The sequence below is a fragment of the Vibrio sp. STUT-A11 genome (assembly GCF_026000435.1).
In the GTDB taxonomy this organism is placed as follows: domain Bacteria; phylum Pseudomonadota; class Gammaproteobacteria; order Enterobacterales; family Vibrionaceae; genus Vibrio.
Genome location: NZ_AP026764.1, coordinates 821,081 through 845,704, shown reverse-complemented (window position 1 = coordinate 845,704; position 24,624 = coordinate 821,081). Strand labels below are relative to the sequence as shown.

18 protein-coding genes are annotated in these 24,624 nt (G+C 46.2%); 14 read left to right on the top strand and 4 right to left on the bottom strand.

The features are described 5' to 3' along the window. Window positions 1–13: 13 nt before the first annotated feature. Entirely contained in the window at window positions 14–775 is a 762-nt protein-coding gene (locus OO774_RS19455; protein ID WP_264908522.1) for an SDR family oxidoreductase, read from the bottom strand. Between the two features lie 128 nt (window positions 776–903). Between OO774_RS19455 and OO774_RS19450 the strand changes: the two genes are divergently transcribed. Further along, entirely contained in the window at window positions 904–1,920 is a 1,017-nt protein-coding gene (locus tag OO774_RS19450) for an AraC family transcriptional regulator (RefSeq protein ID WP_264908519.1), read from the top strand. A 56-nt stretch (window positions 1,921–1,976) separates the two neighbouring features. On the opposite strand, the gene OO774_RS19445 is transcribed toward OO774_RS19450, so the two are convergent. Further along, the gene (locus OO774_RS19445; RefSeq protein WP_264908517.1) at window positions 1,977–3,419 is read right to left on the bottom strand and encodes a family 1 glycosylhydrolase; all 1,443 of its coding nucleotides are present in this window, start codon (window positions 3,417–3,419) and stop codon (window positions 1,977–1,979) included. Between the two features lie 410 nt (window positions 3,420–3,829). Between OO774_RS19445 and OO774_RS19440 the strand changes: the two genes are divergently transcribed. Both OO774_RS19440 and OO774_RS19435 read left to right on the top strand, forming a co-directional pair. Further along, the gene (locus OO774_RS19440) at window positions 3,830–5,719 is read left to right on the top strand and encodes a beta-glucoside-specific PTS transporter subunit IIABC (protein ID WP_264908515.1); all 1,890 of its coding nucleotides are present in this window, start codon (window positions 3,830–3,832) and stop codon (window positions 5,717–5,719) included. Window positions 5,720–5,731: 12 nt separating this feature from the next. Further along, complete coding sequence (locus tag OO774_RS19435; RefSeq protein WP_264908513.1) at window positions 5,732–7,168, top strand: 6-phospho-beta-glucosidase; 1,437 nt, start codon at window positions 5,732–5,734, stop codon at window positions 7,166–7,168. 227 nt (window positions 7,169–7,395) lie between these two features. Here the strand turns inward: OO774_RS19435 and hxpB are convergent, their stop codons facing one another. Beyond that, the gene (gene hxpB / locus OO774_RS19430; RefSeq protein WP_264908511.1) at window positions 7,396–8,070 is read right to left on the bottom strand and encodes a hexitol phosphatase HxpB; all 675 of its coding nucleotides are present in this window, start codon (window positions 8,068–8,070) and stop codon (window positions 7,396–7,398) included. 386 nt (window positions 8,071–8,456) lie between these two features. Between hxpB and OO774_RS19425 the strand changes: the two genes are divergently transcribed. The 7 genes from OO774_RS19425 to OO774_RS19395 all read left to right on the top strand — a co-directional run bounded on the left by OO774_RS19425 (window position 8,457) and on the right by OO774_RS19395 (window position 16,681). Further along, window positions 8,457–9,461, top strand: a complete 1,005-nt coding sequence (locus tag OO774_RS19425) for a LacI family DNA-binding transcriptional regulator (protein WP_264908509.1) — start codon at window positions 8,457–8,459, stop codon at window positions 9,459–9,461. 451 nt (window positions 9,462–9,912) lie between these two features. Further along, window positions 9,913–11,100 (top strand): ectoine hydrolase DoeA, encoded by a 1,188-nt coding sequence (doeA, locus tag OO774_RS19420; RefSeq protein ID WP_264908507.1) that lies wholly within the window; start codon window positions 9,913–9,915, stop codon window positions 11,098–11,100. 45 nt (window positions 11,101–11,145) lie between these two features. Next, the gene (doeB, locus tag OO774_RS19415; RefSeq protein WP_264908505.1) at window positions 11,146–12,153 is read left to right on the top strand and encodes a N(2)-acetyl-L-2,4-diaminobutanoate deacetylase DoeB; all 1,008 of its coding nucleotides are present in this window, start codon (window positions 11,146–11,148) and stop codon (window positions 12,151–12,153) included. A gap of 52 nt (window positions 12,154–12,205) precedes the next feature. Then, window positions 12,206–12,685, top strand: a complete 480-nt coding sequence (locus OO774_RS19410) for an Lrp/AsnC family transcriptional regulator (RefSeq protein ID WP_264908503.1) — start codon at window positions 12,206–12,208, stop codon at window positions 12,683–12,685. A gap of 152 nt (window positions 12,686–12,837) precedes the next feature. Beyond that, window positions 12,838–14,376, top strand: a complete 1,539-nt coding sequence (locus OO774_RS19405; RefSeq protein WP_264908657.1) for an NAD-dependent succinate-semialdehyde dehydrogenase — start codon at window positions 12,838–12,840, stop codon at window positions 14,374–14,376. Window positions 14,377–14,410: 34 nt separating this feature from the next. Next, window positions 14,411–15,817: an aspartate aminotransferase family protein gene (locus OO774_RS19400; protein WP_264908501.1), complete on the top strand. Its 1,407-nt coding sequence runs from the start codon at window positions 14,411–14,413 to the stop codon at window positions 15,815–15,817. A gap of 342 nt (window positions 15,818–16,159) precedes the next feature. Then, window positions 16,160–16,681 carry a DUF2058 domain-containing protein gene (locus OO774_RS19395; protein WP_264908499.1) on the top strand — a complete coding sequence of 174 codons (522 nt, stop codon included), beginning with the start codon at window positions 16,160–16,162 and terminating at the stop codon, window positions 16,679–16,681. 90 nt (window positions 16,682–16,771) lie between these two features. Here the strand turns inward: OO774_RS19395 and OO774_RS19390 are convergent, their stop codons facing one another. Beyond that, window positions 16,772–18,598, bottom strand: coding sequence for an ABC transporter ATP-binding protein (locus OO774_RS19390; RefSeq protein WP_264908497.1), 1,827 nt, complete (start codon window positions 18,596–18,598; stop codon window positions 16,772–16,774). A gap of 144 nt (window positions 18,599–18,742) precedes the next feature. On the opposite strand from OO774_RS19390, the gene OO774_RS19385 reads away from it, so the two are divergent. From OO774_RS19385 to fhuB, 4 genes are read left to right on the top strand one after another with little or no spacing between them, the layout of a single operon-like run. Then, window positions 18,743–20,830 carry a TonB-dependent siderophore receptor gene (locus OO774_RS19385; protein ID WP_264908495.1) on the top strand — a complete coding sequence of 696 codons (2,088 nt, stop codon included), beginning with the start codon at window positions 18,743–18,745 and terminating at the stop codon, window positions 20,828–20,830. Window positions 20,831–20,882: 52 nt separating this feature from the next. Next, on the top strand, window positions 20,883–21,668 hold the full coding sequence (locus tag OO774_RS19380) for an ABC transporter ATP-binding protein (protein ID WP_264908494.1): 786 nt from the start codon (window positions 20,883–20,885) through the stop codon (window positions 21,666–21,668). After that, window positions 21,659–22,594: an iron-siderophore ABC transporter substrate-binding protein gene (locus OO774_RS19375; protein ID WP_264908492.1), complete on the top strand. Its 936-nt coding sequence runs from the start codon at window positions 21,659–21,661 to the stop codon at window positions 22,592–22,594. Before OO774_RS19380 ends, OO774_RS19375 begins: the two co-directional genes overlap by 10 nt. After that, window positions 22,591–24,558: a Fe(3+)-hydroxamate ABC transporter permease FhuB gene (fhuB, locus tag OO774_RS19370; RefSeq protein ID WP_264908490.1), complete on the top strand. Its 1,968-nt coding sequence runs from the start codon at window positions 22,591–22,593 to the stop codon at window positions 24,556–24,558. Before OO774_RS19375 ends, fhuB begins: the two co-directional genes overlap by 4 nt. Window positions 24,559–24,624: the final 66 nt, after the last annotated feature.

Here is a 24,624-nt window from a genome sequence, read left to right as displayed (position 1 = left end):
AGACTTCCACGTCTTAACCCAGTAGTGGGTATTTAAAATTCTCGAAACCGTCTGATGCACTGACGGTACAACCGTTGATGCAATTCGCTTTTTCGCTGACCAAAAATGCAACCACGTTGGCGATTTCTTCAGTTTGAGTAAAGGTATCGCGCATCTGCTCTTTACGGATGTGTTCCCAAAGGCCAATCGCTTCGTACTGGCGTAACATCGGTGTATCCACGCGACCCGGTGCGATGGCGCAAACACGAATGCCCAGAGGTGCAAGTTCTAAGGCTGCACATTTTGTCATCATGTCAACCGCGGCTTTGCTCACGTTGTAAGTGAACGTCATTTCCGCCGCCATTTGCGCGTAAACAGAAGAGGTATTAAGGATAACACCTGGTGTGCCTTGTGCCTGAAACTGACGCCCTGCCGCCAAAATGCCGTAGTAAACGCCGTTTTGGTTGACTTTAGAAACCGGCTCGAAATCTTCGACTGGATCATGCTCTAGCAGTGGTTTCGCTAAACCAATCCCAGCGTTGTTGATCATGATATCCAGCTTGCCGAAGTGCTCGACAGCATACTGAACCATTGCTTCAACTTGCTGATAATCGGTCACATCCGCTGAAAAGCTCTTTAGTGACTTGGTATCTGCGTCTTTATAAACTTCAAGCGACTGCTCTGAAATGTCGACAGCCAGCACGTTCGCTCCTTGCTCACGTAGCTTGCCTACGATGGCTTGACCAATTCCACCAGCGGCACCAGTGACGATGGCCGTTTTGTTCATCAGTTCCATTTAGCTTCCCTTTCTCGATATGTTATCAAAATGTAACTTAGATCAACTCACTGACACTCACTTGACCTTTTGCGAATAAAATTTGATATATTACGATTCACAAACCATTAACATTTCAAAATCGAGATATGTATATCGTTAGAAGCGGTGCTGCAGACAAATTTGATAGTTTAGTTTCTGAGTACGGACAGAATCCTATAGAGATAATGAAACAGGCGGGACTTTCTGCTGCTCAGTTCCGCGATCCCGATACTTACATCGCTAACTCGAGGCTGGCCGAACTTCTGGAAGCCGCGGCGTTACGCTGTCAGGAATCGATGTTTGGCGTGTTACTGGCTCAACGGCAGAGCTTTAATGCCTTGGGTGACTTGCCTATGCTGGTTGCTCGTGCAGAAACGGTAAGGGAGGCTTTACGACGCGCTAACGATTACCTCTATTTGCAATCTTCCGGTGTGAAGTTCTCGATGACACCACAAGATGATTGGATGAAACTTGCTTTAACTATTGATACCTACAGTGAGCAAGTCACTACTCAGCTAATGCAGGTAAGTGTCATGCAAATGGCAAGGTTTGTAGCAAACTTGCTTAACATCGATACGAATAGCTTCACCCTATACTTAACTCAGTTTGGTAGTTTGGAAAACCGAAGTGGCAGCTCTGCTCCCTTCCCCAAGATTCGATTTGGTGAAAAATTTAACGGCATCATGCTTAAAGCAAGTCTGCTTGATACTCGAAACCATCAAGATGAAGACGCTCTAGATAGGCACTTTCAGGAGCATCTTAAATACCTGAAAAATCGCTATCCAGATAATCTGAGCGATCAAGCCAGAGATATGATCGGGCGGTTATTACCAACGGGAGAGTGCAGCGTTGAGCAGGTTGCCAGAGCATTAGATATGCACCCGAGAATGCTACAAATCCGATTAAAAGAGCGCGGGAAGAATTATAGCCTTCTCTTGAGACAAGTGAGGCAGAGCCTGGCGGAGCGTCGCCTTAATGAAAATATCCAAAGTATTACCGATATCGCCCTACAACTTGGCTATGCCGAAACGGCGGTATTCAGTCGTCATTTTCGTCAATGGACAGGGAAATCGCCGAGTCAATGGCGAAAAGATCATCAATTACAAAAAGTAAAAGAGCGCTAATATCAGCGCTCTTTTACTTTCAGTTGGTTGATTTACTTGAACGACTTAAGTAAACGTTAAAGCTCTGAACCATTCGACGCGATGACTTGTTTGTACCAGTCGAAAGAGGCTTTTTTCTTACGATCTAAGCTACCTTCACCCTTGTTGTCTTTATCGACATAAATAAAGCCGTAGCGTTTTTCCATCTCACCGGTTGAAGCACTCACGAGGTCAATACAGCCCCAAGGTGTGTAACCCCACAGTTCGACACCGTCTTTGACCGCCTCTCCCATTTGTTCAATGTGCGATTTCAGGTAATCAATACGGTAGCTATCGTTGATTGAGCCATCCTCTTCAACTTTATCGAACGCACCTAAACCGTTTTCAACCACCATCAAAGGAATCTCATAACGAGCGTAGATTTCATTCAGTGTGTAACGCAGACCAATTGGGTCAATTTGCCATCCCCAATCAGAGGCTTGCAAATATGGGTTTTTAACACCGCCCATTAGGTTACCAGAAGTCGTTTCCTTACTTGAATCCGCGGAAACACAGTTCGACATGTAGTAACTTAGCGTGTAGTAGTCGACGGTTCCTTCAGCAAGAATCTCTGCATCGCCCGCTTCCATTTTCACTTCAATGTTATTTTCTTCGAAGTAGCGTTTCGCGTAGTACGGATATTGACCGCGTACCTGAATATCACCGCAGAAGTAGTTGTGCATTTTCATATGTTCCTGAGCAAGCACAATATCTTCCGGATTACAGGTGAATGGATAAGTGGTCAGGAAGCAGATCATACAACCGACCTTGTTCTCAGGGTTGATCTCATGAGCCAGTTTTACCGCTTTTGCGCTGGCGACAAACTGATGGTGTAACGCCTGGAAACGTAGCTGCGGGTAGTCGACCTGATTGATAAAATCTTCGGTACCTTCGTTAAGGATCCCCAAGCCTAAATAGTTACCGATAGGCATCGTACCGATGTTGATTTCGTTGAAAGTTAACCAATATTTCACTTTGCCATTGAAGCGCTTAAACAGTGTTTCCGCGTAGCGTGTATAGCAATCAACCACTTCTCTGCCAGCCCAGCCGTTGTATTCTTGAGTCAGACCAAACGGCAGTTCGTAATGTGAGATAGTAACCAGCGGCTCAATATCGTATTTTTTTAGCTCGTCGATAACGTCCTCATAGAACTTTAAACCCGCTTCATTGGGTTCCCGCTCCATACCGGTTGGGAAAATTCGGGTCCAGTTAATAGAAAAGCGGAAGGTTTTAAAGCCCATTTCAGCAAACAACGCAATGTCTTCTCTGAAGCGGTGATAAAAGTCGATGGCTTCATGTGAAGGATAGTGAACACCTTCTTCAATAGTGCGAGTGATTCGGCGCGCAACGATATGAGTCCCACCGCTAAACATATCACTTGTGCTTGGCCCCTTACCATCGACATCCCAAGCTCCTTCAAATTGGTTTGCTGCCGTTGCACCACCCCACATAAAACCTTCTGGAAAAACGTTGCTGCTCATTCTACACCTACTATTATTCAACGACTTAAAACATTACCCATTCAGATCGACTAGCGATTTAAATCAGATCTGCAATGCATTTGCATACAATACAACACAAAATGAAACCGGTTACAATAATGCATAAAAATATTTTTTAAGGCTTATTGATGACGAAAATGAACCCAACTCCAACGTTTGGCATCATTATTTCTGGTTATTTTTCGTCCTAAAAGCCGCGCTTGAATATGTTCTTAGCGCCAGAAAAAGAGATCCGTATAGCGTTTTTAAATCGTCTGACGATTGTTTCTGTGATCCAATCCTGCATTGCTTTTTATCGTTGTTGATGTAAAAAGTTATTCCGACTTATTCTGAAACCGGTTCCAATAAGTTTGACAGTAAGTAAATATAATAAAGGGAAAGGTGAATATATGGCTGCGGTCAGAGATTATGCTCAGCTTGCGAAAGACATTCTTGCGCAAGTGGGCGGACAAGAAAATATCACTAGATTTTCACGCTGTGCGACCCGCCTGCGATTGGTGTTAAAGGAAACGCCTGATGGTGCTGCTGACAAAGTTAAAGAAATGCCAGGCGTTATTACGGTTGTAATGAGTGGCGGGCAGTTTCAGGTTGTTATCGGTACTCATGTACAAGATGTTTATGCCGCGATGTCATCGTTAGTTGATACGTCATTGATGTCTGAAAGTTCTGAAAAAGTGCGACTCATGGACGCTATTATTGCTTCGATGTCATCCATCTTCGCACCTTTTGTTTATATTCTTGCTGCTGCTGGTATCTTGCAGGGCGCTTTGATTTTCGTCCACTATCTGGCTCCAGGCGTTGCAGGAACCGGCGCATTTGAAGTACTTAACTTCATGTCCTGGACGCCATTTGTCTTCCTCCCTATTTTTATCGCCATCACCGCATCCAAACATTTTAACTGTAACCCTCTTATTGCGATTCTCTGTTCATGCGCACTGATCAACCCATCATGGGGAGAAATGGCGTCGCGAATAGCTGATGGTGAGCTGATCACCTTCTTAGGTTTACCACTGGCGAAAACCGTTTATACCGCATCGGTGCTGCCACCTATTTTCATGGTTTGGGCACTGAGCTATGTAGAAAGATACATTAAACGCGTCCTTCCTGATGTCGTTCGTGAACTATTCACGCCGCTACTTTGCATGTTAATCATGGTTCCTGCGACACTGGTATTAATTGGCCCAGCTACCAGCTTCGTCGCAAGTCTGATTGCAACTGGCTACAACACATTGTACGACGTTGCACCCGTCGTCGCCGCGGCTGTTATTGGTGGTATTTGGCAAGTATTGGTTATCTTTGGCGTGCATTGGGGCACCACTCCGATTGTCCTAGCGAACTACGAAAACTTTGGTTATGACTCCATTCAGGCATTCTGTGGCATCGCCGTTGTGGCACAAATGGCTGCCGCTTTCGCTGTCGCATTAAAGTCTCGTAATACTCGCATGAAAACGACCGCCTATTCAGCAGGCATCACAGGCTTCTTCGGCATTACAGAACCTGCAATTTACGGTGTGACATTAAGACTGAAAAAACCATTTATATGCGGCTGTATCGGCGGCGCAATTGGCGCGGCAGTCGCGAGTTTGTTTAACACGTACTACTATGCTTATGCAGGTCTGACGGGCATTCTAACTGTAGTTAATGCTATTAACCCGGATAATCCAAGCTCGTTTACTGGTGCACTTCTTGGTACAGGAATTACCATCTTCGTCACCATCACACTGGTTTATTTTGTAGGCTTTGAAGACCCGGAAGAGGCAGACGATAAGCAAGAAAGTGATTTAAAAGTGGCGCCTGAAGTTGCACCTGCAATGAAAAAATCTGCGACGTTAGTTAGCCCATTAAAAGGCGAGATCATTCCTCTTGAAAGCGTTAACGATGAAAGCTTTTCACAAAAATTACTCGGAGATGGCGTCGCAATCAGACCAAGTGAAGGCGTCGTAAGAGCCCCTTGCGATGCAGTAATTTCATCGGTGATTGAAACCAAACATGCCGTGGGTATGACATCCACTAACGGGGCTGAAGTACTGATTCATGTTGGCCTCGATACCGTAGAACTAAAAGGTCAGTTCTTTGAATGTTTGGTCGAACTTGACCAAGAAGTTAAAGCTGGTGACCCACTAATCAAATTTGATCTGCAAAGTATTGCTGAAGCGGGTTATGACACAACCACACCGTTTATCGTAATGAACAGTGATGAGTATGAATTTGAACTGATCGAGCAAGATCAAGAAGATAAACAAATTGAAATTGGACAGCCTGTTATTCAAATGGCTTAAGGGTAAGTAAAGATGAGTAGTATTTTTCCGGAAAACTTTTTATGGGGCGGCGCAGTTGCAGCTCACCAAGTTGAAGGTGGTTGGGACCGAGATGGTAAAGGCCCGAGTATTGTTGATGTGTTGTCCGGTGGTGATGTTAACACCCAGCGCAAAATTACCGACGGTGTGTTGGAGGGTTATCACTACCCTAACCACGAGGCTACTGCGTTTTACGATCACTACAAGGGTGATGTTGCACTGCTGGCTGAGATGGGCTTCAAATGTTTCCGTACGTCAATCTACTGGCCACGTATTTTCCCTAAAGGTGACGAGTTAGTACCAAACGAAGCAGGTTTACAGTACTACGATGACTTGTTCGATGAGTTATTGAAACACGGTATTGAGCCAGTTATTACCTTATCTCACTTTGAAATGCCGCTGCATTTGTCGAAAGAATACGGGGGCTTTAAAGATCGTCGTGTGGTCGATTTCTTTGTTCGCTACGCAGAAACTGTTATGCGTCGTTACAAAAACAAAGTGAAATACTGGATGACGTTTAACGAGATCAACAACCAACGCGATTTGCATTTACCTCTGTGGGGCTACTCAAACTCAGGCGTAGATTACACGATTGAGGAAAATCCAGAAGAATGTATGTACCAGGTGGTTCACCATGAAATGGTAGCCAGTGCAAAAGTGGTCAAGTTAGGTCATGAGATCAACCCGGACTTCCAAATTGGCTGTATGGTTGCGTGGGTACCAATTTATCCATATTCGTGTAATCCGGATGATGTCATGCTGGCTCAAGAAGCAATGCGTAACCGTTTCTTCTTTAGTGATGTCCATATGCGTGGTGAATACCCAGCCTACACCCTGAAAGCCTGGGAACGTAAAGGCTACAACATCAAGATGGAACCAGGCGATCTGGAAATCTTAAAAGAAGGCGTCTGCGATTATGTCGGGTTCAGCTACTACATGTCGGTAGCGGTAAAAGCCGATGCGGAAGAAACAACAGAAGGCTCAATGAGTGGCTTTACCGGCAGCGTGAAGAACCCTCACGTTCAAGCCTCTGAATGGGGTTGGCAGATTGATCCTGTCGGCTTGCGTTACTCACTCTGCGAACTGTATGAGCGCTACAACAAGCCATTATTCATTGTAGAAAATGGTTTTGGCGCGATAGACAAGGTCGAAGAGAACGGCGAAATCAACGATGACTACCGAATCGACTACCTGAAAGCGCATATTGAAGAAATGCAGAAAGCCGTTAATTACGATGGCGTTGATCTGATGGGTTACACCCCTTGGGGCTGTATCGATTGTGTCTCTTATGGTACGGGTGAATACCGTAAACGCTATGGCTTTATCCATGTTGATCGCCACGACGATGGCACTGGTACCATGGAGCGTAGCCGTAAGAAGAGTTTCTACTGGTACCAAGGCGTCATCAGCAGCAACGGTGACAAACTGTAAAGCGACATTGAAAAAACTGTAAATAGACACAATGCACCCTGAGCCTGCGGTAAAGGGTGCATTTTTTATCCTGAAGATCGCTCATAAACCACGGCCGCAGATAACGGATTTAAGTCAAAGTAGATATTTTAGGAACAAAAAAGGGCTTCTCTAGATCCTAGGGGAAGCCTTTTTATTCAACCTAAATTGCAGCGAATGCCGTCAGCCAATCTCTAATACGTACAAGATCAGGCTATCGATTTACCGAGAAGTTTAACCACCTCTTTGGACGTAGAAAAATCTTCAAGAGAAGTCAGTTTGATATCAGCGATACCAAAGCGCGGATTCATTTCTTGCCCTGGCTCAGGGACACAGATAGCAGTCATGCCAGCAGCCTTCGCCGCAATCAAACCGTTGACGGAGTCTTCAATCGCCAGACAATTATAAGGTTCAGCATTCAATTTAACGGCCGCGCCCATATACACCTGTGGATGCGGTTTTCCATACGGCAAATGCTCCGCGGAAACATAAATCGAGAAGTACTTACCGATTTCAAATGTTTCCAGAACCGCTTCGATTAGACGCAATGGCGAAGATGAAGCCAAGCCTATTTTCAAATCAGTCTTAGCCAATAAATCCAGAGATTCCTTTACACCAGGAAGCAATTGACCATGTGCTTTAATTTGTCCTATCACTTCCACCAAAATGGTATCCGCAAGATCGGACGCGCACTTCGGGTCCAAATCGCAGTAGCGAATCCAGTAATTAGCAATTTCGTCAATGCGCAGGCCAGTACTCTGATAAGCGAGCTGTTCGGTAATCTGTCCACCAAAACGGGCAACTGCATTGACTTTTGCCTTACGCCAGAAAGGTTCGGAATCAACAAGCACTCCGTCCATATCAAAAATAATTGTATCTATCAAAATGGTTTCCTGTTCCTTAGATGTGAAAAATGATTTCTAAATGACTTTAAGATGCAGGATTCAGATTTCGCTGTCTCGACAGGTTAACCCAGTAGGGGCCATATCAGGAAGACAACTTAATAGCGAAGCATGTTGATACTTTTTTACTCATTAAGAACCCTCTGATTTTCCATTGCAGTATAACAAGCAATGTAACCGGTTACATTACATTAACTAACTATTTCAAAAAAGTGTGACGTCCAGCGTAAGATGACAACGTTACACACTAAACCAAGTTTCCTCCGGCTGTGAATGAACACCAGTTTATAGCTAAAACAAGACAACAATTTACTTTCGTTCAGACAAATAGTGTAAACTGACAAGCTGTTGTGTTTGAGAGTAGAAAAATGGCGACAATCAAAGACGTATGTAAAGCTGCAGGTGTATCGAAAGCGACCGTATCTAGAGTTATTAATGGAAGCGAATATGTTAAAGATCAGACCCGTGAGTCTGTATTAGCAGCAATGAAATCTTTAGGTTATCAACCTAATGCTTTTGCCCGCGCTCTGGCGACAAACAGCTACAATACATTCGGTTTAATTCTTCCTCATTTTGAAAGCCACTATTTTAGTTCCATGCTGACCGAAGCCGCACTGGATATGCAAAAAGCAGACAAGAAGTTATTTGTTATGAACAGTAGCGACAATGCAGAAGGGGAAGAAGACGCGGTTCGCTCGCTGAATGCCCATAACTGTGATGCCATTCTTGTTTATAGCCGCCATTTGTCCGAGCAGCAGCTTTCTACTCTTCAACAGGAAATCAAAACCCAGCTTATCGTTATCAACCGTGCTTTGGATGATGAGAAATTATTTAGTTTCGGTTTTGACCAAGAACAAGTCGCTCGCCTTGCAACCAACTACCTTTTGGACATTGGCCATAAACACGTCGCCTGTATAACTACACCAATGTCCAGCAGTACCGGTCATAAACGTCTTTCTGCCTACAAAGAAGCCCTGAAAGAGCATGGTGTCGAGGTCGTAGACTCACTTATTTTGGAAGGTGAGAGCACCACCAAAAGTGGTTATGACGCAACGATCAAACTCATTGATAGTGGCACACCTTTTAGCGCTATTTTTTCTTGTACCGACTCAATGGCCATCGGAGCTATCCGCGCATTGCATGATAGAGGCATAAAGGTTCCGGAAGATATCTCCGTCATCGGTATTGATGGCGATCCAACTGCCGATTATATCGTGCCACGCCTGTCTACCGTTACACTACCAGTTTCGGAGCTAACCCGAGATGCTGTCACCACGGCACTCACGCTTAATAATGAGCAACAAACTAAGCAAAAACACTTCCAGTATCAGGGCTCATTGCAAATAAAAGAATCCACTCAAAAAGTGAGCTAATATCGCTTTATCAGTTCAAAGACTAGAGCCTGTTGATCTTTCAATAGCACGGGCTCATTCAGTGAAAAACGTACCCAATTAGCCATTAATCATAAGACTATCTCGATCAATCTTTGCCCACAAGTCGAAGATAATCAGTTCACAGCCTCTTGTCAGAAAAAACCTAAAATACATAGACCTACCGATTTGACTTTCCATAATACATCTTTGTCGAGAAACGAGTGTCAGCGTTTTTTACATAAAAAAATGCGGCATTAAGGACGAATCTCAACCACACTTGTCGTTATTGATAAGAATTAAAACGACGAGGAGCAGATAAATGTGCCGATATTTTTAGCCATCAATTTCAAACCGTGGTTAAAAATAATAACAGGTCTAAGTGACCTGAGTATGGAATTTTAGGCCTCACTTCCGAGGGCAAAGAGCATCGGATTTTCAACAAGGAGAGTGTATGAGAGGCATTACTATGCATTTTACGTTGGAGGAATTCCAAGAACGTTTATCTAAAGTTCGACAATCGATGCTCGAACGAGAATTAGATGTACTCATCATTCATGACCCATCCAACATGTCTTGGTTGACCGGGTACGATGGATGGTCTTTTTATGTGCCACAGTGTGTGATAGTAGGTCCTGAAGGAGAACCTATCTGGTATGGACGCTACCACGACGCAAACGGCGCTTATCGAACCGCGTATATGTCGGCAGAAAACATCGCCTCCTACCCCGATCACTATGTGATGAACCCACCTCTGCATCCAATGGATTATCTGGTTGAGTCTGTGTTGACGCCCCGCTGCTGGGACCGTGGACGCATTGGTGTAGAAAAGGACAACTATTACTTCAGTGCGACCGCTTACGAATCGTTGATTGACCATTTGCCGAATGCGCAGTTACTCGATGCCACTGGTTTGGTTAACTGGTGTCGGGCGGTAAAGTCAGATCAAGAATTATCTTATATGTACCGCGCTGCGCGTATTGTAGAAAACATGCACCGTGTCGCGTTTGACATGATAGAACCGGGCTTACCTAAACATCATCTGGTTGCAGAAATAAACCGTCAGGCCGTCCTTGGCCACGAAGAACATTTTGGTGATTACACTGCTATTGTTCCGCTATTGCCTTCAGGTGCTGATGCATCTGCGCCACACTTAACGTGGGACGACAGACCGTTCAAAAAAGGAGAAGGGACTTTCTTTGAGATCGCAGGGGCGCACAGGCGTTACCACTGCCCTCTCTCCCGCACCATTTTCTTGGGTGAACCTGACGATAAATTTAAACGCGCAGATGAAGCACTGACTCGCGGGCTTGAGGCTGGCTTAGAGGCTGCAAAACCGGGAAATACTTGTGCTGATATTGCCAATGCGTTGAATAAGGTTCTCGATAAAGCAGGCTTTTCTCGCGAGGGTGCACGCTGCGGTTATCCGATTGGCCTGAGTTATCCACCCGATTGGGGCGAACGGACCATGAGTCTTCGCGACACCGACAAAACCGTTCTAAAAGAGGGCATGACGTTCCACTTTATGCCCGGCCTATGGTTTAAAGACTGGGGATTAGAGACGACTGAGAGTATTGTCATCACCCGACTTGGCGCGAAAACTCTGTGCGACTTTCCGCGCCATTTGTTTATTAAACATTAATGATGGATGTAAACCTAGAATACGCAGCAACGAAGAGGAAATGGCATGCAAAATAGCTCGATCACAGCCACCGTAGACTTTGACCGAGAAGGAACTCAACACGGATTTCTAACCCTCCCTCATTCCCATGACGATTCCGCATGGGGAAGCATTATGATCCCAATAACGGTGATTAAAAATGGCCCGGGTCCAACATCATTACTGACAGGGGGCAACCATGGTGACGAATATGAAGGGATCACCAGCCTCTTAAAGCTATCGAGTTCACTACAGCCGGAACAAATACGCGGCCGCGTCATTGTTGTACCAATGATGAATTTGCCAGCGGTTCAGAATGCCTCTCGTACTTCCCCTATCGACAAAGGCAACTTAAACCGAAGTTTTCCCGGCAACCCAGTAGGGACCACAACGGAAAAGATCGCCGATTATTTTACTCGTTATCTGGTACCTCTATGCGACTTCGCCCTGGACATTCACTCAGGGGGGAAAACGTTAGATATCGTCCCTTTTGCTGCCGCGCATCGCTTAGATAATCCACAACAGGAAGAAGCCTGCATACTGGGAGCGAAACTGTTTGGTGCCCCTTATACCATGATCATGCTCGAAATGGATGCCACCAGCTTGTATGACACCGCCGTTGAATCTCAGGACAAAGTGTTCGTTACAACAGAGCTTCGAGGGGGCGGAACCAGTACGCCACAAACTATTCAGTTTGCAGACCGCGGTATTCGCAACTTTTTGCGCTTTGCCGGCAACCTGCCCGGAGAATATGAGTCCCCCCTTCAGCTAACCCAATTACTCGATATGCCCGATGCAGACTGCTACGTGCAAAGTCAGCATAAAGGTATCACAGAGTACCTGTTTGAGCTTGGAGACATCATTGAGCAAGGCGATGTTATTGTCAGAATCTACTCCATCGAACGCACCGGCGAAGCGCCAATAGAATATCAAGCAGAGCGAGACGGTATTTTCGCCGCACGCCGTTTTCCTGCTATGGTGAATATTGGAGACACGCTCGCTGTCATTGCGAAGGATTGTGGCAAGTTCATTTAAACATCGTACATACTTTCGTCAGTATTTCGTCCCAATCAAGAGGAGACCAACCATGCGCCTCGATCGCTACGACGTCAAAATTTTACAGATTCTGCACGACAATGGTCGCATTACTAAATCTCATCTTGCAGAAGAAATAAACCTGTCCGTCAGTCCGTGCTGGGAACGGGTTAAAAAGCTCGAAGAAGCGGGCATTATCGAAGGTTATGGCGCAAAGGTGAATGCCGATGTGTTATTTAAACGTACGTCTGTCATGGTCGAGGTTTCACTCAAAGAACACAATGCGCAGGCGTTCAAACGCTTTGAGCAATTGGTCAGGCATACCCCTGAAGTGACCGATTGCTACGCCACAGGCGGCGGAGTTGATTATATTCTCAAGGTTCAATCCGAAGATATCGACCAATACCAAAGGCTTATCGACAACTGGCTGGATTCTGAAGTCGGCATTGAACGCTACTTTACTTATATCGTCACCAAAACCATCAAGCGAGATTCAGGTAATTTAGAGTTCAATCAAAACGCTTTGTTATAAAAGGGAAAGTTAAACCGATAGTGAACAGAAAAAACCGCCATTTTCTGTCTTTATAAAGAAAAATCTCCAACTACCAGCCCCTGCATCAGAAATAATTTATCCCTCTCCTCGATTAGAGTTTATCTATGGACAACGATGCTCGAGAGGGACTTATGGCAGCACTTCACCCGTTTCATAGCAACGAAATCAAACATGGCGACGAAGTTAAAGCTTCACACGACATGATGGCAATCATGGAAGACGTACGCTTAGTCAGAGGGTTAGCGTACGTTAATGGCAAATGGACCAGCGGTGATAACTTCCACCCGGTGAGTAATCCGGCCGATGATACGGTTATCGGTTACATCACCCGACTGTCTCAACAGCAGCTGTATAAAGCCATCGATGATGCTGATCGTGCCTTTCGTCAATGGCGACAAATGCAGGCAGAACAACGCGCTGAAATATTAATGCGCTGGCATGATCTGATTGTGCAATCCAAACCCGATCTTGCCCGCTTAATGGTAATGGAACAAGGCAAAACCTTAAACGATGCACTCGGAGAAATAGATTACGGCGCATCGTTTATCCGTTGGTTTGCTGAAGAAGCGCGTCGTAGCTACGGTGAAACGATTCCCAGCCATATACCCAATGCTCAGCTTTCGACAATACGCGAGCCTATTGGGGTTGCAGCCCTGATTACGCCATGGAATTTCCCCAATGCCATGGTCACGAGAAAAGCGGCCGCCGCATTAGCCATTGGCTGTCCAGTGATCATTAAGCCCGCCAGTGAAACCCCTTTCTCCTCCTTGGCATTGGCGGAATTAGCCGACCGAGCAGAATTTCCAGCAGGCGTATTTAACGTGGTCACTGGTGACGCTTCCATGGTTTCGCAGACGCTATGTCGCTCAGACAAGGTCAAAGCGCTCTCTTTCACTGGCTCCACTCGCGTTGGCAAACTGCTGCTTCGTGACGCTGCCCAAACCGTGAAGAAGTGCAGTATGGAACTGGGTGGCAATGCGCCCTTTATCGTACTACCGGATATGGAAGTTGAAGCCGCAGCCAAAGCAGCCGTAGACGCGAAATTCCAAACCGCCGGACAAGATTGTTTGGCCGCCAACCGAATTTTTGTGCCACAGGATAAATACGAGCCGTTCTTAGCAGCGTTTGCCAAACAGATGAGCATGATTGTGTTGGGGAACGGCTTAGACGACAAATCCACGATGGGACCGCTGATCAATCGAGCCGCTGTAGACAAAGCCCATGACCTCGTCCGTGACGCGCTGGATAAAGGTGCAAGATTAGTCGCGGGTTACCACGACGCAGTTCCGGGCGATAACTTCTTCGCTCCGACTCTACTCGCCGATGTAACGCCAGAAATGGCCGTGTACCGTGAAGAGAACTTTTGCCCGGTCGCAGGCGTGCTTCCTTATCAAGATTTAGACCGCGTTATAGAAATGAGTAACGACACCGAATATGGTCTTGCTGCCTATGTTTATGGCCATGATATTCGCCAAATCTGGCGATGTATGCGTGGGTTAGAGTTTGGCATGGTAAGCGTAAACTCCGTCAAGATGACTGGTCATCCAATCCCCTTTGGCGGCGTAAAACAGTCCGGATTAGGACGGGAGGGAAGCCTTCACGGCTTTGAAGAATACAGCGAGATTAAATATTGCTGCTTAGGTGCATTACCGACAGTCAGTGGCAGTTGAGACAGGAAATTACAATATCAACAGGAGAATGATTATGAGCACTAAAACCCAACAACTTCTAGAGATCGACCGTCAACGTGTATTTCATGCCTCAACGCATTTAAAGCAGTATGCGGCTGGTGAGCTTCCGGGAAGAATCATTTCTAACGGGCAAGGCATTCGAATCACGGATTCTGAGGGAAATGAACTGCTCGACGGCTTCGCTGGTTTGTACTGTGTGAATATCGGTTATGGCAGAACAGAGATGGCCGATGCGATCTATGAACAAGCGAAAGAACTTGCCTATTACCACACCTATGTCGGTCATACCAATGAGGCCTTGGTTAAACTCTCCGACCGTATCATCAAAATGTCTCCGGATGGCATGAGTAAAGTCTACTACGGCATGTCCGGTAGTGATGCCAACGAAACCCAACTAAAACTAGTGTGGTATTACAATAATGTTCGTGGTTTGCCAGAGAAGAAAAAGATCATCTCCCGTGATCGCGCTTACCATGGTTCAAGCATTGCCTCGGGTTCGATGACTGGCCTGCCACTGTTCCATGCCCACTTTGATCTTCCGCTTGAGCGTATAAAACATACTATGGCACCTTATTATTATCGCCGAGAAGATGACAGCATGTCGGAACTGGAATTCTCCCAATACTGCGCGGATCAGCTTGAGGCGATGATTCTTGCGGAGGGACCAGAAACCATCGCGGCAATGATCGCGGAACCTGTACTCGGGACAGGTGGCATTGTGCCGCCACCAGAAGGCTACTGGCAGGCAATTCGTAAAGTCCTAGATAAATACGATGTTCTGTTGATCGCTGATGAAGTAGTGTGTGGCTTTGGCCGTTTAGGTGCCGATTTTGGCTCCATCCATTATGACATGAAACCCGACCTTATCACTGTGGCAAAAGGGCTAACCTCCGCGTACCAGCCACTTTCTGGGGTGATTGTCGGCGAACGAGTATGGAATGTACTGGAAAATGGTACCGACCAGTGGGGCGCAATCGGCCATGGTTATACCTATTCAGGGCATCCAATGGGGGCGGCGGCGGCGAACTGCAACTTAGATATCATTGAGCGAGAAGGCTTGGTGCAAAACGCAGCAAACGTGGGGGCTTACTTGCAGCAACGTATGAGTGAAACCTTCAACGATCATCCGCTCGTCGGGGATTCTCGTGGTATTGGTTTACTGCATGCACTGGAGTTTTCACCAGACAAACTGCGTCGCGCGCACTTTGATCCTAATTTAAAAGTGGGCCCACAAGTCTCCGCTGCCTGTCTGGAAGTTGGCCTGATTGCACGGGCTATGCCCCATGGTGACATCCTGGGCTTCGCGCCAGCGCTCATCACCAGCCGCAACGATGTCGACACTATCGTGACTAAAGCTCATCGTGCGGTTAACAAAGTGATGGATAACCTGGTTACGTCTAAACAGTGGAACGCTAAGTAGTGACATAAAGACTAATGTTAATCGCTTTAGAACGTTATAGATTGAAACTGATCGGCTTTAACTTAATCGCAGTCATTCCAGCGAGCCATAGCGAGACTAGGAATCTAATATCAACATGCTGAAACGGTCTAGGAATTACCCTGGCAACAAAGCACACGGAAAGTAGATTCTGAATCTCGCTCGTACCTCGCGGTTCAGAATGACAGGACGCATGAATATGCCGGCTTTTACCTCAAGAGCCGGCATTTTGTTAGGATATTCACCCCTCTTCCCCTCCTCACCCTTTCCTTGCGGATCAGGACTGGTTAAAATAGCAAAAATTGCGTATTAACTGGATTAAACATGGCAAAACTAACCCTTCAAGAACAAATGTTAAAAGCTGGCTTGGTTAACGAGAAAAAACTCAAGAAAGCCAAAAAAGGCTCTAAAAAATCCCGCGTTCAGGCTCGTGAAGTCAAAGCGGCGGTTGAAGAAAGCAAACGCCAGCAGTTAGAACGAGATAAAGCGTTGAGCGAACAACAAAATGCTGAGCGTCTGAGTAAAGAGATCAAAGCGCAAATCAATCAACTGATCGAAATGAACAAGATTGATTTGAAAGATGGCGATATCAAATACAACTTCACCGACGGAACGTTGGTGAAATCACTGTACGTTGATTCACTCGTTCGTGAACAGTTGATCAAAGGTATTCTGGCGATCGCAATCGTAGGCGAGAGCTATCTGGTTATCCCACGTGGCGTAGCAAACAAAATCGCCCAGCGTGACGAATCTGTGATCATCGATCAGAAAGAACCTGAAGCCGACATTCCTGCAGAAGATGACCCATACGCAGAGTTCGTCGTTCCTGATGATCTGATGTGGTAAACAGACAACAAATATTTCGGCATAAGAAAGGGAAGCCCGCGCTTCCCTTGTAAAATCATTAGATTGAGGTGATTCCTGTACCACCCAATACTATTCTGTCAAGAAACCGCCTGTCTGATGTTTCCATAACTGAGCATAAACTCCGTTAAGCTTTAGAAGCTCCTGATGAGAGCCTTGTTCGATAACTTCGCCATTATCCATCACAATTAAACGATCCATCGCCGCGATGGTCGATAAACGGTGAGCAATCGCAATCACGGTCTTTCCTTCCATCAATACTTCAAGGTTCTCTTGAATCGCAGACTCCACTTCCGAATCCAGTGCCGATGTTGCTTCATCCATAATTAGAATCGGTGCATTTTTCAGCAGAACACGCGCGATAGCAACACGTTGACGCTGACCGCCAGAGAGTTTAACGCCACGCTCACCGACTTCAACATCGTAGCCAACATTACCTTGCTCATCTTTCAGAGTCTGGATAAATTCGTGTGCATGCGCTTTCTCAGCGGCGGCAATCACTGACTCCGTAGAGGCGTCTGGATCACCATACAGAATGTTTTCTCTGATCGAGCGGTGCAACAAAGAAGTATCCTGCGTAATCATTCCGATATGCTGACGCAAAGATTCTTGCTCTACTTGTGAAATATCCTGTCCGTCGATACAAATTTTACCGGAATTCACATCGTAAAAACGCAATAACAAGTTAACCAACGTTGATTTGCCCGCACCTGATCGACCAACGATACCGACTTTCTCACCCGCTTTAATCGTCAGGTTAAGGTTTTCAAATACCGCTTTTTCTTCGCTGTAATTGAACCCTACCGTATCGAAACAAATTTCACCTTGTTGAATTTGCAACGGTTTCGCATTCGGTACATCTTTTACTTCAACGTCATTAGAAATCGTGCTGATACCATCAACAACGGTACCAATGTTCTCAAATAGCGAACTAACTTCCCACATGATCCATTTCGACATGCCTTGTACGCGCAGTGCAATACTAATCCCGATTGCAATCGCACCAATCGTAACCGCCGCGTCCAGCCACAGGTAAACGGAAATCACACCAATAGACAGAAGCAACAAGTAGTTGATTGCATCGACACTCAACAGCAAGCAAGTCACCATGCGCATCTGACGGTATACCGTCACCAAAAACTGCTTCATGCTGCTTTCTGCATACTCGAGCTCACGCTGAGAATGCGCAAACAGCTTAACCGTCGAGATGTTGGTGTAAGAGTCAACAATACGGCCTGTCATCACAGAGCGAGCATCCGCCTGATCGGTCGCGACTCGTTTCATTTTCGGAATAAAGTAGAGCTGAATGACGACATACAGCGCAAGCCAGACAATGATAGGTAGCATGAGCAAACCATCGGCCTCACCCATCATCCATATCATCGACAAAAAATAGACACTGATGTAAACCAATACATCCAGCAGCTTCATCACGGTTTCTCGCACCGCCAAGGCACTTTGCATCACTTTTGTTGCAACGCGGCCAGCGAAATCTCTCTGGAAGAAACCAACCGCTTGCTTGAGTAAGTAACGATGAATCAGCCAGCGAATCGACATTGGGTAATTACCCAGCAATGTTTGGTGCATCACCATCGAATGCACAAAACCTAATGCGGGCATGACGACGACAACTAGAAACAGCATCATCAGCATTTGATCGCCCTGATCTTGCCAGAAAGTGGCTCGTTCTTGATTAGATAGTATGTCGACAAGCTCACCCATATAGCGCAATAGGGTGACTTCGGTGATCGCAATCAGCGCACTAAACACCGCCATGATAATAAGCGGCACTTCAAAACCACGAGTATAAAAACGACAAAAGCCAAACAATGTCTTGGGTGGCTTTTCGGTTTCATGCAAGGGGAACGGTTGGGTTAATTTTTCAAACCAATTAAACATAACAACTACTTTGGTACATCGATCAAATTTGCTGACGTTTTACTATCTTTTGATGCAAAAGTCAGTAAAATACCTAAACAATATATCAAATGATAATAATTACAATTTAGTTTTTTATTTTAGATAATTGTCGGGAATGTATTAATGACAAATCATAACTACCTCGCCATCGCTGTTCGTAAAGCGTTGGTTTGTGCTATCGCGCCAGCTGCAGTGGTATCGTTTATGGCACACGCACAAGATGATTCAACTGAGATGGAAACCATCACAGTCACCGCACAAGCACTTAAAGTCGAAACGCCAGCTAAAGAAACACCACGCAGTGTTTCCATTGTCTCTGAAGATGAATTGCGCGTCCGCGCACCGAAAAAATTAGATGAAGCATTACGTTATACATCTGGTGTCACGTCTCAACCTTACGGCTCTGATAACGACACGGATTGGTTTAAAGTACGTGGTTTCGATGCAGCGACTTACCTCAACGGTAACCGCTTGTTTCGCGACGGCTACTACACTTGGCTCGTTGAACCATATGGTCTGGAAAGTGTTGAAGTCGTAAAAGGCCCATCAGCGATTTTATTCGGTGAATCGGCACCGGGTGGCGTAGTAAACGCCGTGCAGAAAAAACCGACCTTCACACCACAAGGCGAAGTGAAAGTTGAAGTTGGCAACAATAATCATCAATCGGTTGGCTTTGATATCGCCGACGAAGCGAATGATTCCGGTACCATGCGTTACCGTCTGGTTGGTTTAATGAGCAGTCAGGATGGTGAACTGGACGATACAGAAAATGAACGTTTCTACATCGCACCGAGTCTGGAAATCGATGTTTCAGATCGTACTATGTTGACTCTGATGGCAACCTATCTAAAAGATGATGGTGTGCCTACTAACCCGTTCTTCCCGGCGGCAGGTACGCTTCTTAGCTCGGATTACGGCAAAGTCGACCCATCAACCAACTTGGGTCAACCAGATTACGATAAGTATGAGCGTACCCAATTCTCTCTAGGTTACATGCTTGAGCATGATATCAACGATACTTGGACATTCTCGCAGAACGCTAACTACGGCTCGAACGAGCTTTACCTAAGAAGCTCTTACGTTTTCCCTAACAGCGACGCCGCGACAGAAGAGTTAACTCAGGGTGTAGTGTTCCGTGATGGTAAAAACCAAAGTTTCACCTTCGACAACAATGCCGTTGGCAACTGGGCGACGGACAATGCCGAGCACACGGTGCTGGTTGGTGTTGATCTGCAATATCACAAGACAAAGGGTGATGAACAAGACAATTACGCCTTCGGTACGATTAACCCATTTAACCCAGTGTATGGCAACTACACACCACTAGACTCTGCGGACAACATCAAGCGTGAGATCGAGAAATCTCAGGCAAGTGTCTACTCACAATACCAACTTAAGTTCCACGAACAATGGATTGGTAATGTTGGTGCCCGTTATGACTGGGTGAAAACAGAAAACAGTGGTAAAGGTGCAAGCGTCGATCAGAGTGAGTCTCGCGATGATGGCGAACTGTCTCTAAGCGCTGGCCTAATGTACCTTGCGGACAACGGGCTTTCTCCATACGCCAACTACTCTCAGTCGTTTGAAGTGATCAGTACCATCGATACGGCAACGAATAAGCTCTACAAACCACTTGAGGGTGAGCAAGTTGAAGTCGGTGTTAAGTATGAGCCAAGCTTTATGGATGGCTTCGTTAACATCGCATGGTTCGATATCACACAGAAAAATGCACTGGTCACAAACCCATCAACTTGGGTTGCTACTCAGACGGGTGAAGTCACATCAACAGGTGTTGAAGTTGAAGGTGCCGCTCAGCTAACTGACGACGTTAAATTACTGGCAAGCTACACCTATACTAAAGCGGAAACTGACGAGACTTATGGCAAGGGCACGCAACAAGCGGGGCTTATTCCTAAGCACCAGGCGTCTGCATGGGTAGATTACAGCGCATACCGCTTAATTCCGGGTCTGAACGTTGGTACAGGTGTACGTTACGTAGGTGAATCTAAAGACAACCCGGCTAGCTCAGATCTCACCGTACCATCCGTGACACTATGGGATGCATCAGTGTCATACGACATCACGTCACAATGGCAGGCACAGCTTAATGTGAACAACATTCTGGATAAAGAGTTTATCTCTGGCTGCGATTACTACTGTTACTTCGGTCAGTCTCGCTCTGTGATGCTAAACGCTAACTACCGCTGGTAATTGTTCTTCCAACTCCCCTCACATGAGGGGAGTATCATCTTGAGACCTATCCATGTTTCAACTCTCTAATATTCAGATCGTTCGAGGTGGACGTAAGATCCTCACTATCGATCAACTTAATATCCCAACCAATGAACTCACCGTGGTGCTTGGTCATAATGGTTCAGGGAAATCGACCTTGGTTAACTTGCTTTCTGGGCAAATGGCACCAGACAAAGGCAGCGTCGAACTCAACGGTCAAAACCTCTCATCTCTCAAAACCAAACAACTGGCAAAACAAATCGCCTACTTGCCACAAAAGCTTCCGGCTTCTGCAGGTTTAACGGTTGAAGAACTGGTTCGTTTGGGCCGCTTTCCATGGCGTGGCGCTCTTGGCCGATGGAATGCAGAAGATAAACAGATCATTTCTCAAGCAATGCAGCGTACAGGGGTCACAGCATTCTCTAACGCGCTAGCTGACGACCTGTCTGGTGGTGAGCGTCAACGAGCCTGGGTCTCCATGCTGCTCGCTCAACAATCTCCAATTCTGATTCTCGATGAACCCACTTCAGCCCTAGACGTACACCATCAATTTCAGCTGATGGCATTACTGTCAGAGTTAAATAAAACCGAGAATGTCGGGATCATTGTTATCTTGCATGATTTGAACCTGGCGCTTCGCTACGCCACTCACATCGTGGCCCTGAAGAAAGGGCAAATCGCTTTTGAAGGTAAAGCAGAAATGCTTCTCGACGAAGCGCGTTTGTCGGATCTCTATGAGTCACCAATTTCGCTGATTGATCACCCAACTCCGGCAGACACTGTTGCCAGCCGTAAGGTCGCGGTTGTATGCGCTTAGTAGGTCGTTTTCTAGAACGCTTGGTGAGCACATCAATGGTGATTGCTAGTGTGCTGTGCCTCTCACCGGCACAGGCGGAAATAACCATCACTGATACTTACTCTACCCACACCTTTGAGCAAGTTCCTCAACGGGTGGTGGCATTAAACTGGGATATTCTCGAGCAGGTACTGGCGTTAGATGTTGAGCCGATTGCCGCACCAAATCTACCAGGTTATCGTCAATGGGTAGTCAACCCGTATGCTCCTGAATCTATTGAAGACATTGGCACACGTGCTGAGCCTAATTTAGAGAAAATCGCCAGCTTAAATCCCGATGTTATTTTAGCTGCGTCACCACAGCAGGATTTAATCCCACTCCTTTCACAAATTGCGCCTGTTGTTTATCTGCCAAACTTCTCAGAAAATGAAGCGGCCGCCGACACTGCCATCCGCCATTTTCGTACACTGGGAAAGTTGTTTGACAAGCAAGATCTTGTAGAACAGAAATTAACCGCATTAAACCAATCGTTCGATCAAATGCGTGCACGTATACAACAGCATTATACGGACCCATTAGAGGTATTAGTGATGCGCTTTTCTACTCCGAACGTTGTATTTTTGTCTACCGAAAACTCCACCACTGATTATGTTGTTAAGCAACTAGGGTTAATCCGTTCGATAGAAGAATCGCCTAGAGCCTGGGGAGTGAAACAAGCTCGTATCAATCGCCTACAGGATCTTGAAGACAGCTACATCTTATACGTTCAGCCTTTCCCACAAGAAGCCAAACTTAAAAGCTCGCCTCTTTGGCAAGCCATGCCTTTTGTGAAAAAGCACAGAGTTAATTCGGTCAGAGCCGTTTGGGCATATGGTGGGGCAATGTCTTTACAATACATGGCTGAAGCCATCACTGAGAGTTTAATTGAGTTGGCACCAGAACAATGAGAATAAAACAATACATCGGTTACTTAGCACTGATTCTGTTGCTCAGTATTTTTAGCCTTCAATTAGACACCAGCTTGTCATTAGGCGCGCAGTGGGGGCTACTGACTCAAGCAGATCTTGGCGGTGAGTTTCGTGACGTGTTCTTCCTTCAGTCTCAATTACCGAGACTGTGTATCACTCTGCTTGTCGGTGCAATGCTTGGACTCACCGGCAGTTTGATGCAACAGCTGACACAGAACCACTTAACCTCCCCTCTGACTCTGGGAACCTCCTCTGGTGCCTGGCTTGCACTGGTCGTAGTGAATATCTGGTTTGTAGATTGGGTGGCGGATTATTCTGCATTGGCAGCAATGGCTGGTGCACTTATTGCGTTTGGATTGATCGTTTCTATCGCAGGTATTCGAAATATGACCGGCTTACCGCTCGTGGTATCAGGCATGGTGATTAACATACTGCTTGGATCCGTTGCGACCGCGATTATCATCCTAAATGCCCAATTCGCGCAGAATATCTTCATGTGGGGTGCCGGGGATCTATCTCAATACAGTTGGGAGTGGTTTGAATGGCTATTACCGCGTTCTGCGATCGCAATCATCATTATTCTGATAGCACCACGCATATTAACACTGTTAAAACTGGGTCAGGAAGGCGCAGCAGCACGAGGTCTGGCCGTACTTCCCGCTTTTGGTGTTTTAATGGTTATGGGTATCTGGCTCGTCTCTGCTTCGATCACCGCAGTCGGCATCATCAGTTTTATCGGACTGCTCACACCCAATATCGCCCGTGCAATGGGAGCAAGAACGCCTCGTGATGAACTCATAAGTAGCCTGTTACTTGGCGCAACCTTGTTACTGGTTACCGACTCACTCGCCATCACACTAAGTTTATGGCTGGAAGAAACCATTCCTAGTGGCGTCGCAGCAGCCGCCATCGGGGCACCTGCTTTGATCTGGTTTACCCGTAAAAAGCTCACCGCAACCGATCAGCTCAACCTTTCCATGAGTCAGGGCAGAGCGCAACTATCAAAACTAACCGTCGTAAGCATAATCGTCCTGAGTTTCGCTGGCATGCTGGTCTATTCACTGATCACTCATGGCGCGAATGGTATCGAGATTACGCTACCAGGAGAGTTTCAATGGCAACTGCGCTGGCCACGCATGATAACTGCACTCGCGGTTGGTATCGCGCTCTCGGTTGCGGGCGTTATTTTACAACGAGTTGTTTATAACCCCTTAGCCAGCCCAGACATTCTTGGTGTGTCTGCGGGCGCAACGTTTGCCATTATTATCACTGGCGTGATTTCTGGCTCTTTACTGGCGTCCTTTAACTGGGGAGTAGCTTTTTTAGGCAGTTTGATCGTATTAATGCTGTTACTGATTATCGGTAAACGAAGCCAGTTCAATCCTTCCAACTTCATCTTATCGGGTATTGCGCTTTCCGCTCTACTCGAAGCATTAGTCCAGTTTGCCTTAGCCCAAGGCTCTGGTGAAAGTTATAAGATCTTGCTGTGGTTAACAGGTTCTATTTACCGTGTGACCTCCCAGACTGCGGTTATGTTGACGATTGCAGTATTAATCCTCTTCGTTAGCGTATTTGCTATATCCCGATGGTTAACTCTCATCTCTATTGGTCGTGCATTTTCGAATGCGAGAGGACTAAATCCTTCGCTTGCCAACACCATAATGCTAACGATGGTTGCCCTACTGTGTGCGTTTTCTACCGCTACAGTCGGCCCCGTTTCTTTTGTTGGTTTGGTCGCCCCTCATATGGCGATAATGCTGGGTGCAAGAAAGGTGAAAGAGCAACTGCTGGTCGGAAGTTTAATTGGTGCCACGCTAATGCTTTGGGCTGATTGGCTAGGTCAGATAGCCATCTATCCTAGTCAAGTCGCCGCAGGAACTTTGGTTGCGATTATCGGTAGTGCTTACTTCTTATTCCTGATGCTGAAAAGTAAATTCAACTAAATAAACAAAAACCGCTCTCAACATAGAAAGGCCGTTCGTTTAACAACGAACGGCCTATTTTTGTCT

What these genes read in the sequence shown, in the direction of transcription:
- OO774_RS19445 (WP_264908517.1), bottom strand. Translation starts at nt 3,419, where the DNA reads ATGAGCAGCAACGTTTTTCCAGAAGGTTTTATGTGGGGTGGTGCAACG.
- fhuB (WP_264908490.1), top strand. Translation starts at nt 22,591, where the DNA reads ATGAGAATAAAACAATACATCGGTTACTTAGCACTGATTCTGTTGCTC.
- OO774_RS19425 (WP_264908509.1), top strand. Translation starts at nt 8,457, where the DNA reads ATGGCGACAATCAAAGACGTATGTAAAGCTGCAGGTGTATCGAAAGCG.
- OO774_RS19400 (WP_264908501.1), top strand. Translation starts at nt 14,411, where the DNA reads ATGAGCACTAAAACCCAACAACTTCTAGAGATCGACCGTCAACGTGTA.
- OO774_RS19375 (WP_264908492.1), top strand. Translation starts at nt 21,659, where the DNA reads ATGCGCTTAGTAGGTCGTTTTCTAGAACGCTTGGTGAGCACATCAATG.
- OO774_RS19405 (WP_264908657.1), top strand. Translation starts at nt 12,838, where the DNA reads ATGGCAGCACTTCACCCGTTTCATAGCAACGAAATCAAACATGGCGAC.
- doeA (WP_264908507.1), top strand. Translation starts at nt 9,913, where the DNA reads ATGAGAGGCATTACTATGCATTTTACGTTGGAGGAATTCCAAGAACGT.
- OO774_RS19410 (WP_264908503.1), top strand. Translation starts at nt 12,206, where the DNA reads ATGCGCCTCGATCGCTACGACGTCAAAATTTTACAGATTCTGCACGAC.
- doeB (WP_264908505.1), top strand. Translation starts at nt 11,146, where the DNA reads ATGCAAAATAGCTCGATCACAGCCACCGTAGACTTTGACCGAGAAGGA.
- OO774_RS19380 (WP_264908494.1), top strand. Translation starts at nt 20,883, where the DNA reads ATGTTTCAACTCTCTAATATTCAGATCGTTCGAGGTGGACGTAAGATC.
- OO774_RS19455 (WP_264908522.1), bottom strand. Translation starts at nt 775, where the DNA reads ATGGAACTGATGAACAAAACGGCCATCGTCACTGGTGCCGCTGGTGGA.
- OO774_RS19390 (WP_264908497.1), bottom strand. Translation starts at nt 18,598, where the DNA reads ATGTTTAATTGGTTTGAAAAATTAACCCAACCGTTCCCCTTGCATGAA.
- OO774_RS19395 (WP_264908499.1), top strand. Translation starts at nt 16,160, where the DNA reads ATGGCAAAACTAACCCTTCAAGAACAAATGTTAAAAGCTGGCTTGGTT.
- OO774_RS19435 (WP_264908513.1), top strand. Translation starts at nt 5,732, where the DNA reads ATGAGTAGTATTTTTCCGGAAAACTTTTTATGGGGCGGCGCAGTTGCA.
- OO774_RS19450 (WP_264908519.1), top strand. Translation starts at nt 904, where the DNA reads ATGTATATCGTTAGAAGCGGTGCTGCAGACAAATTTGATAGTTTAGTT.
- OO774_RS19440 (WP_264908515.1), top strand. Translation starts at nt 3,830, where the DNA reads ATGGCTGCGGTCAGAGATTATGCTCAGCTTGCGAAAGACATTCTTGCG.
- OO774_RS19385 (WP_264908495.1), top strand. Translation starts at nt 18,743, where the DNA reads ATGACAAATCATAACTACCTCGCCATCGCTGTTCGTAAAGCGTTGGTT.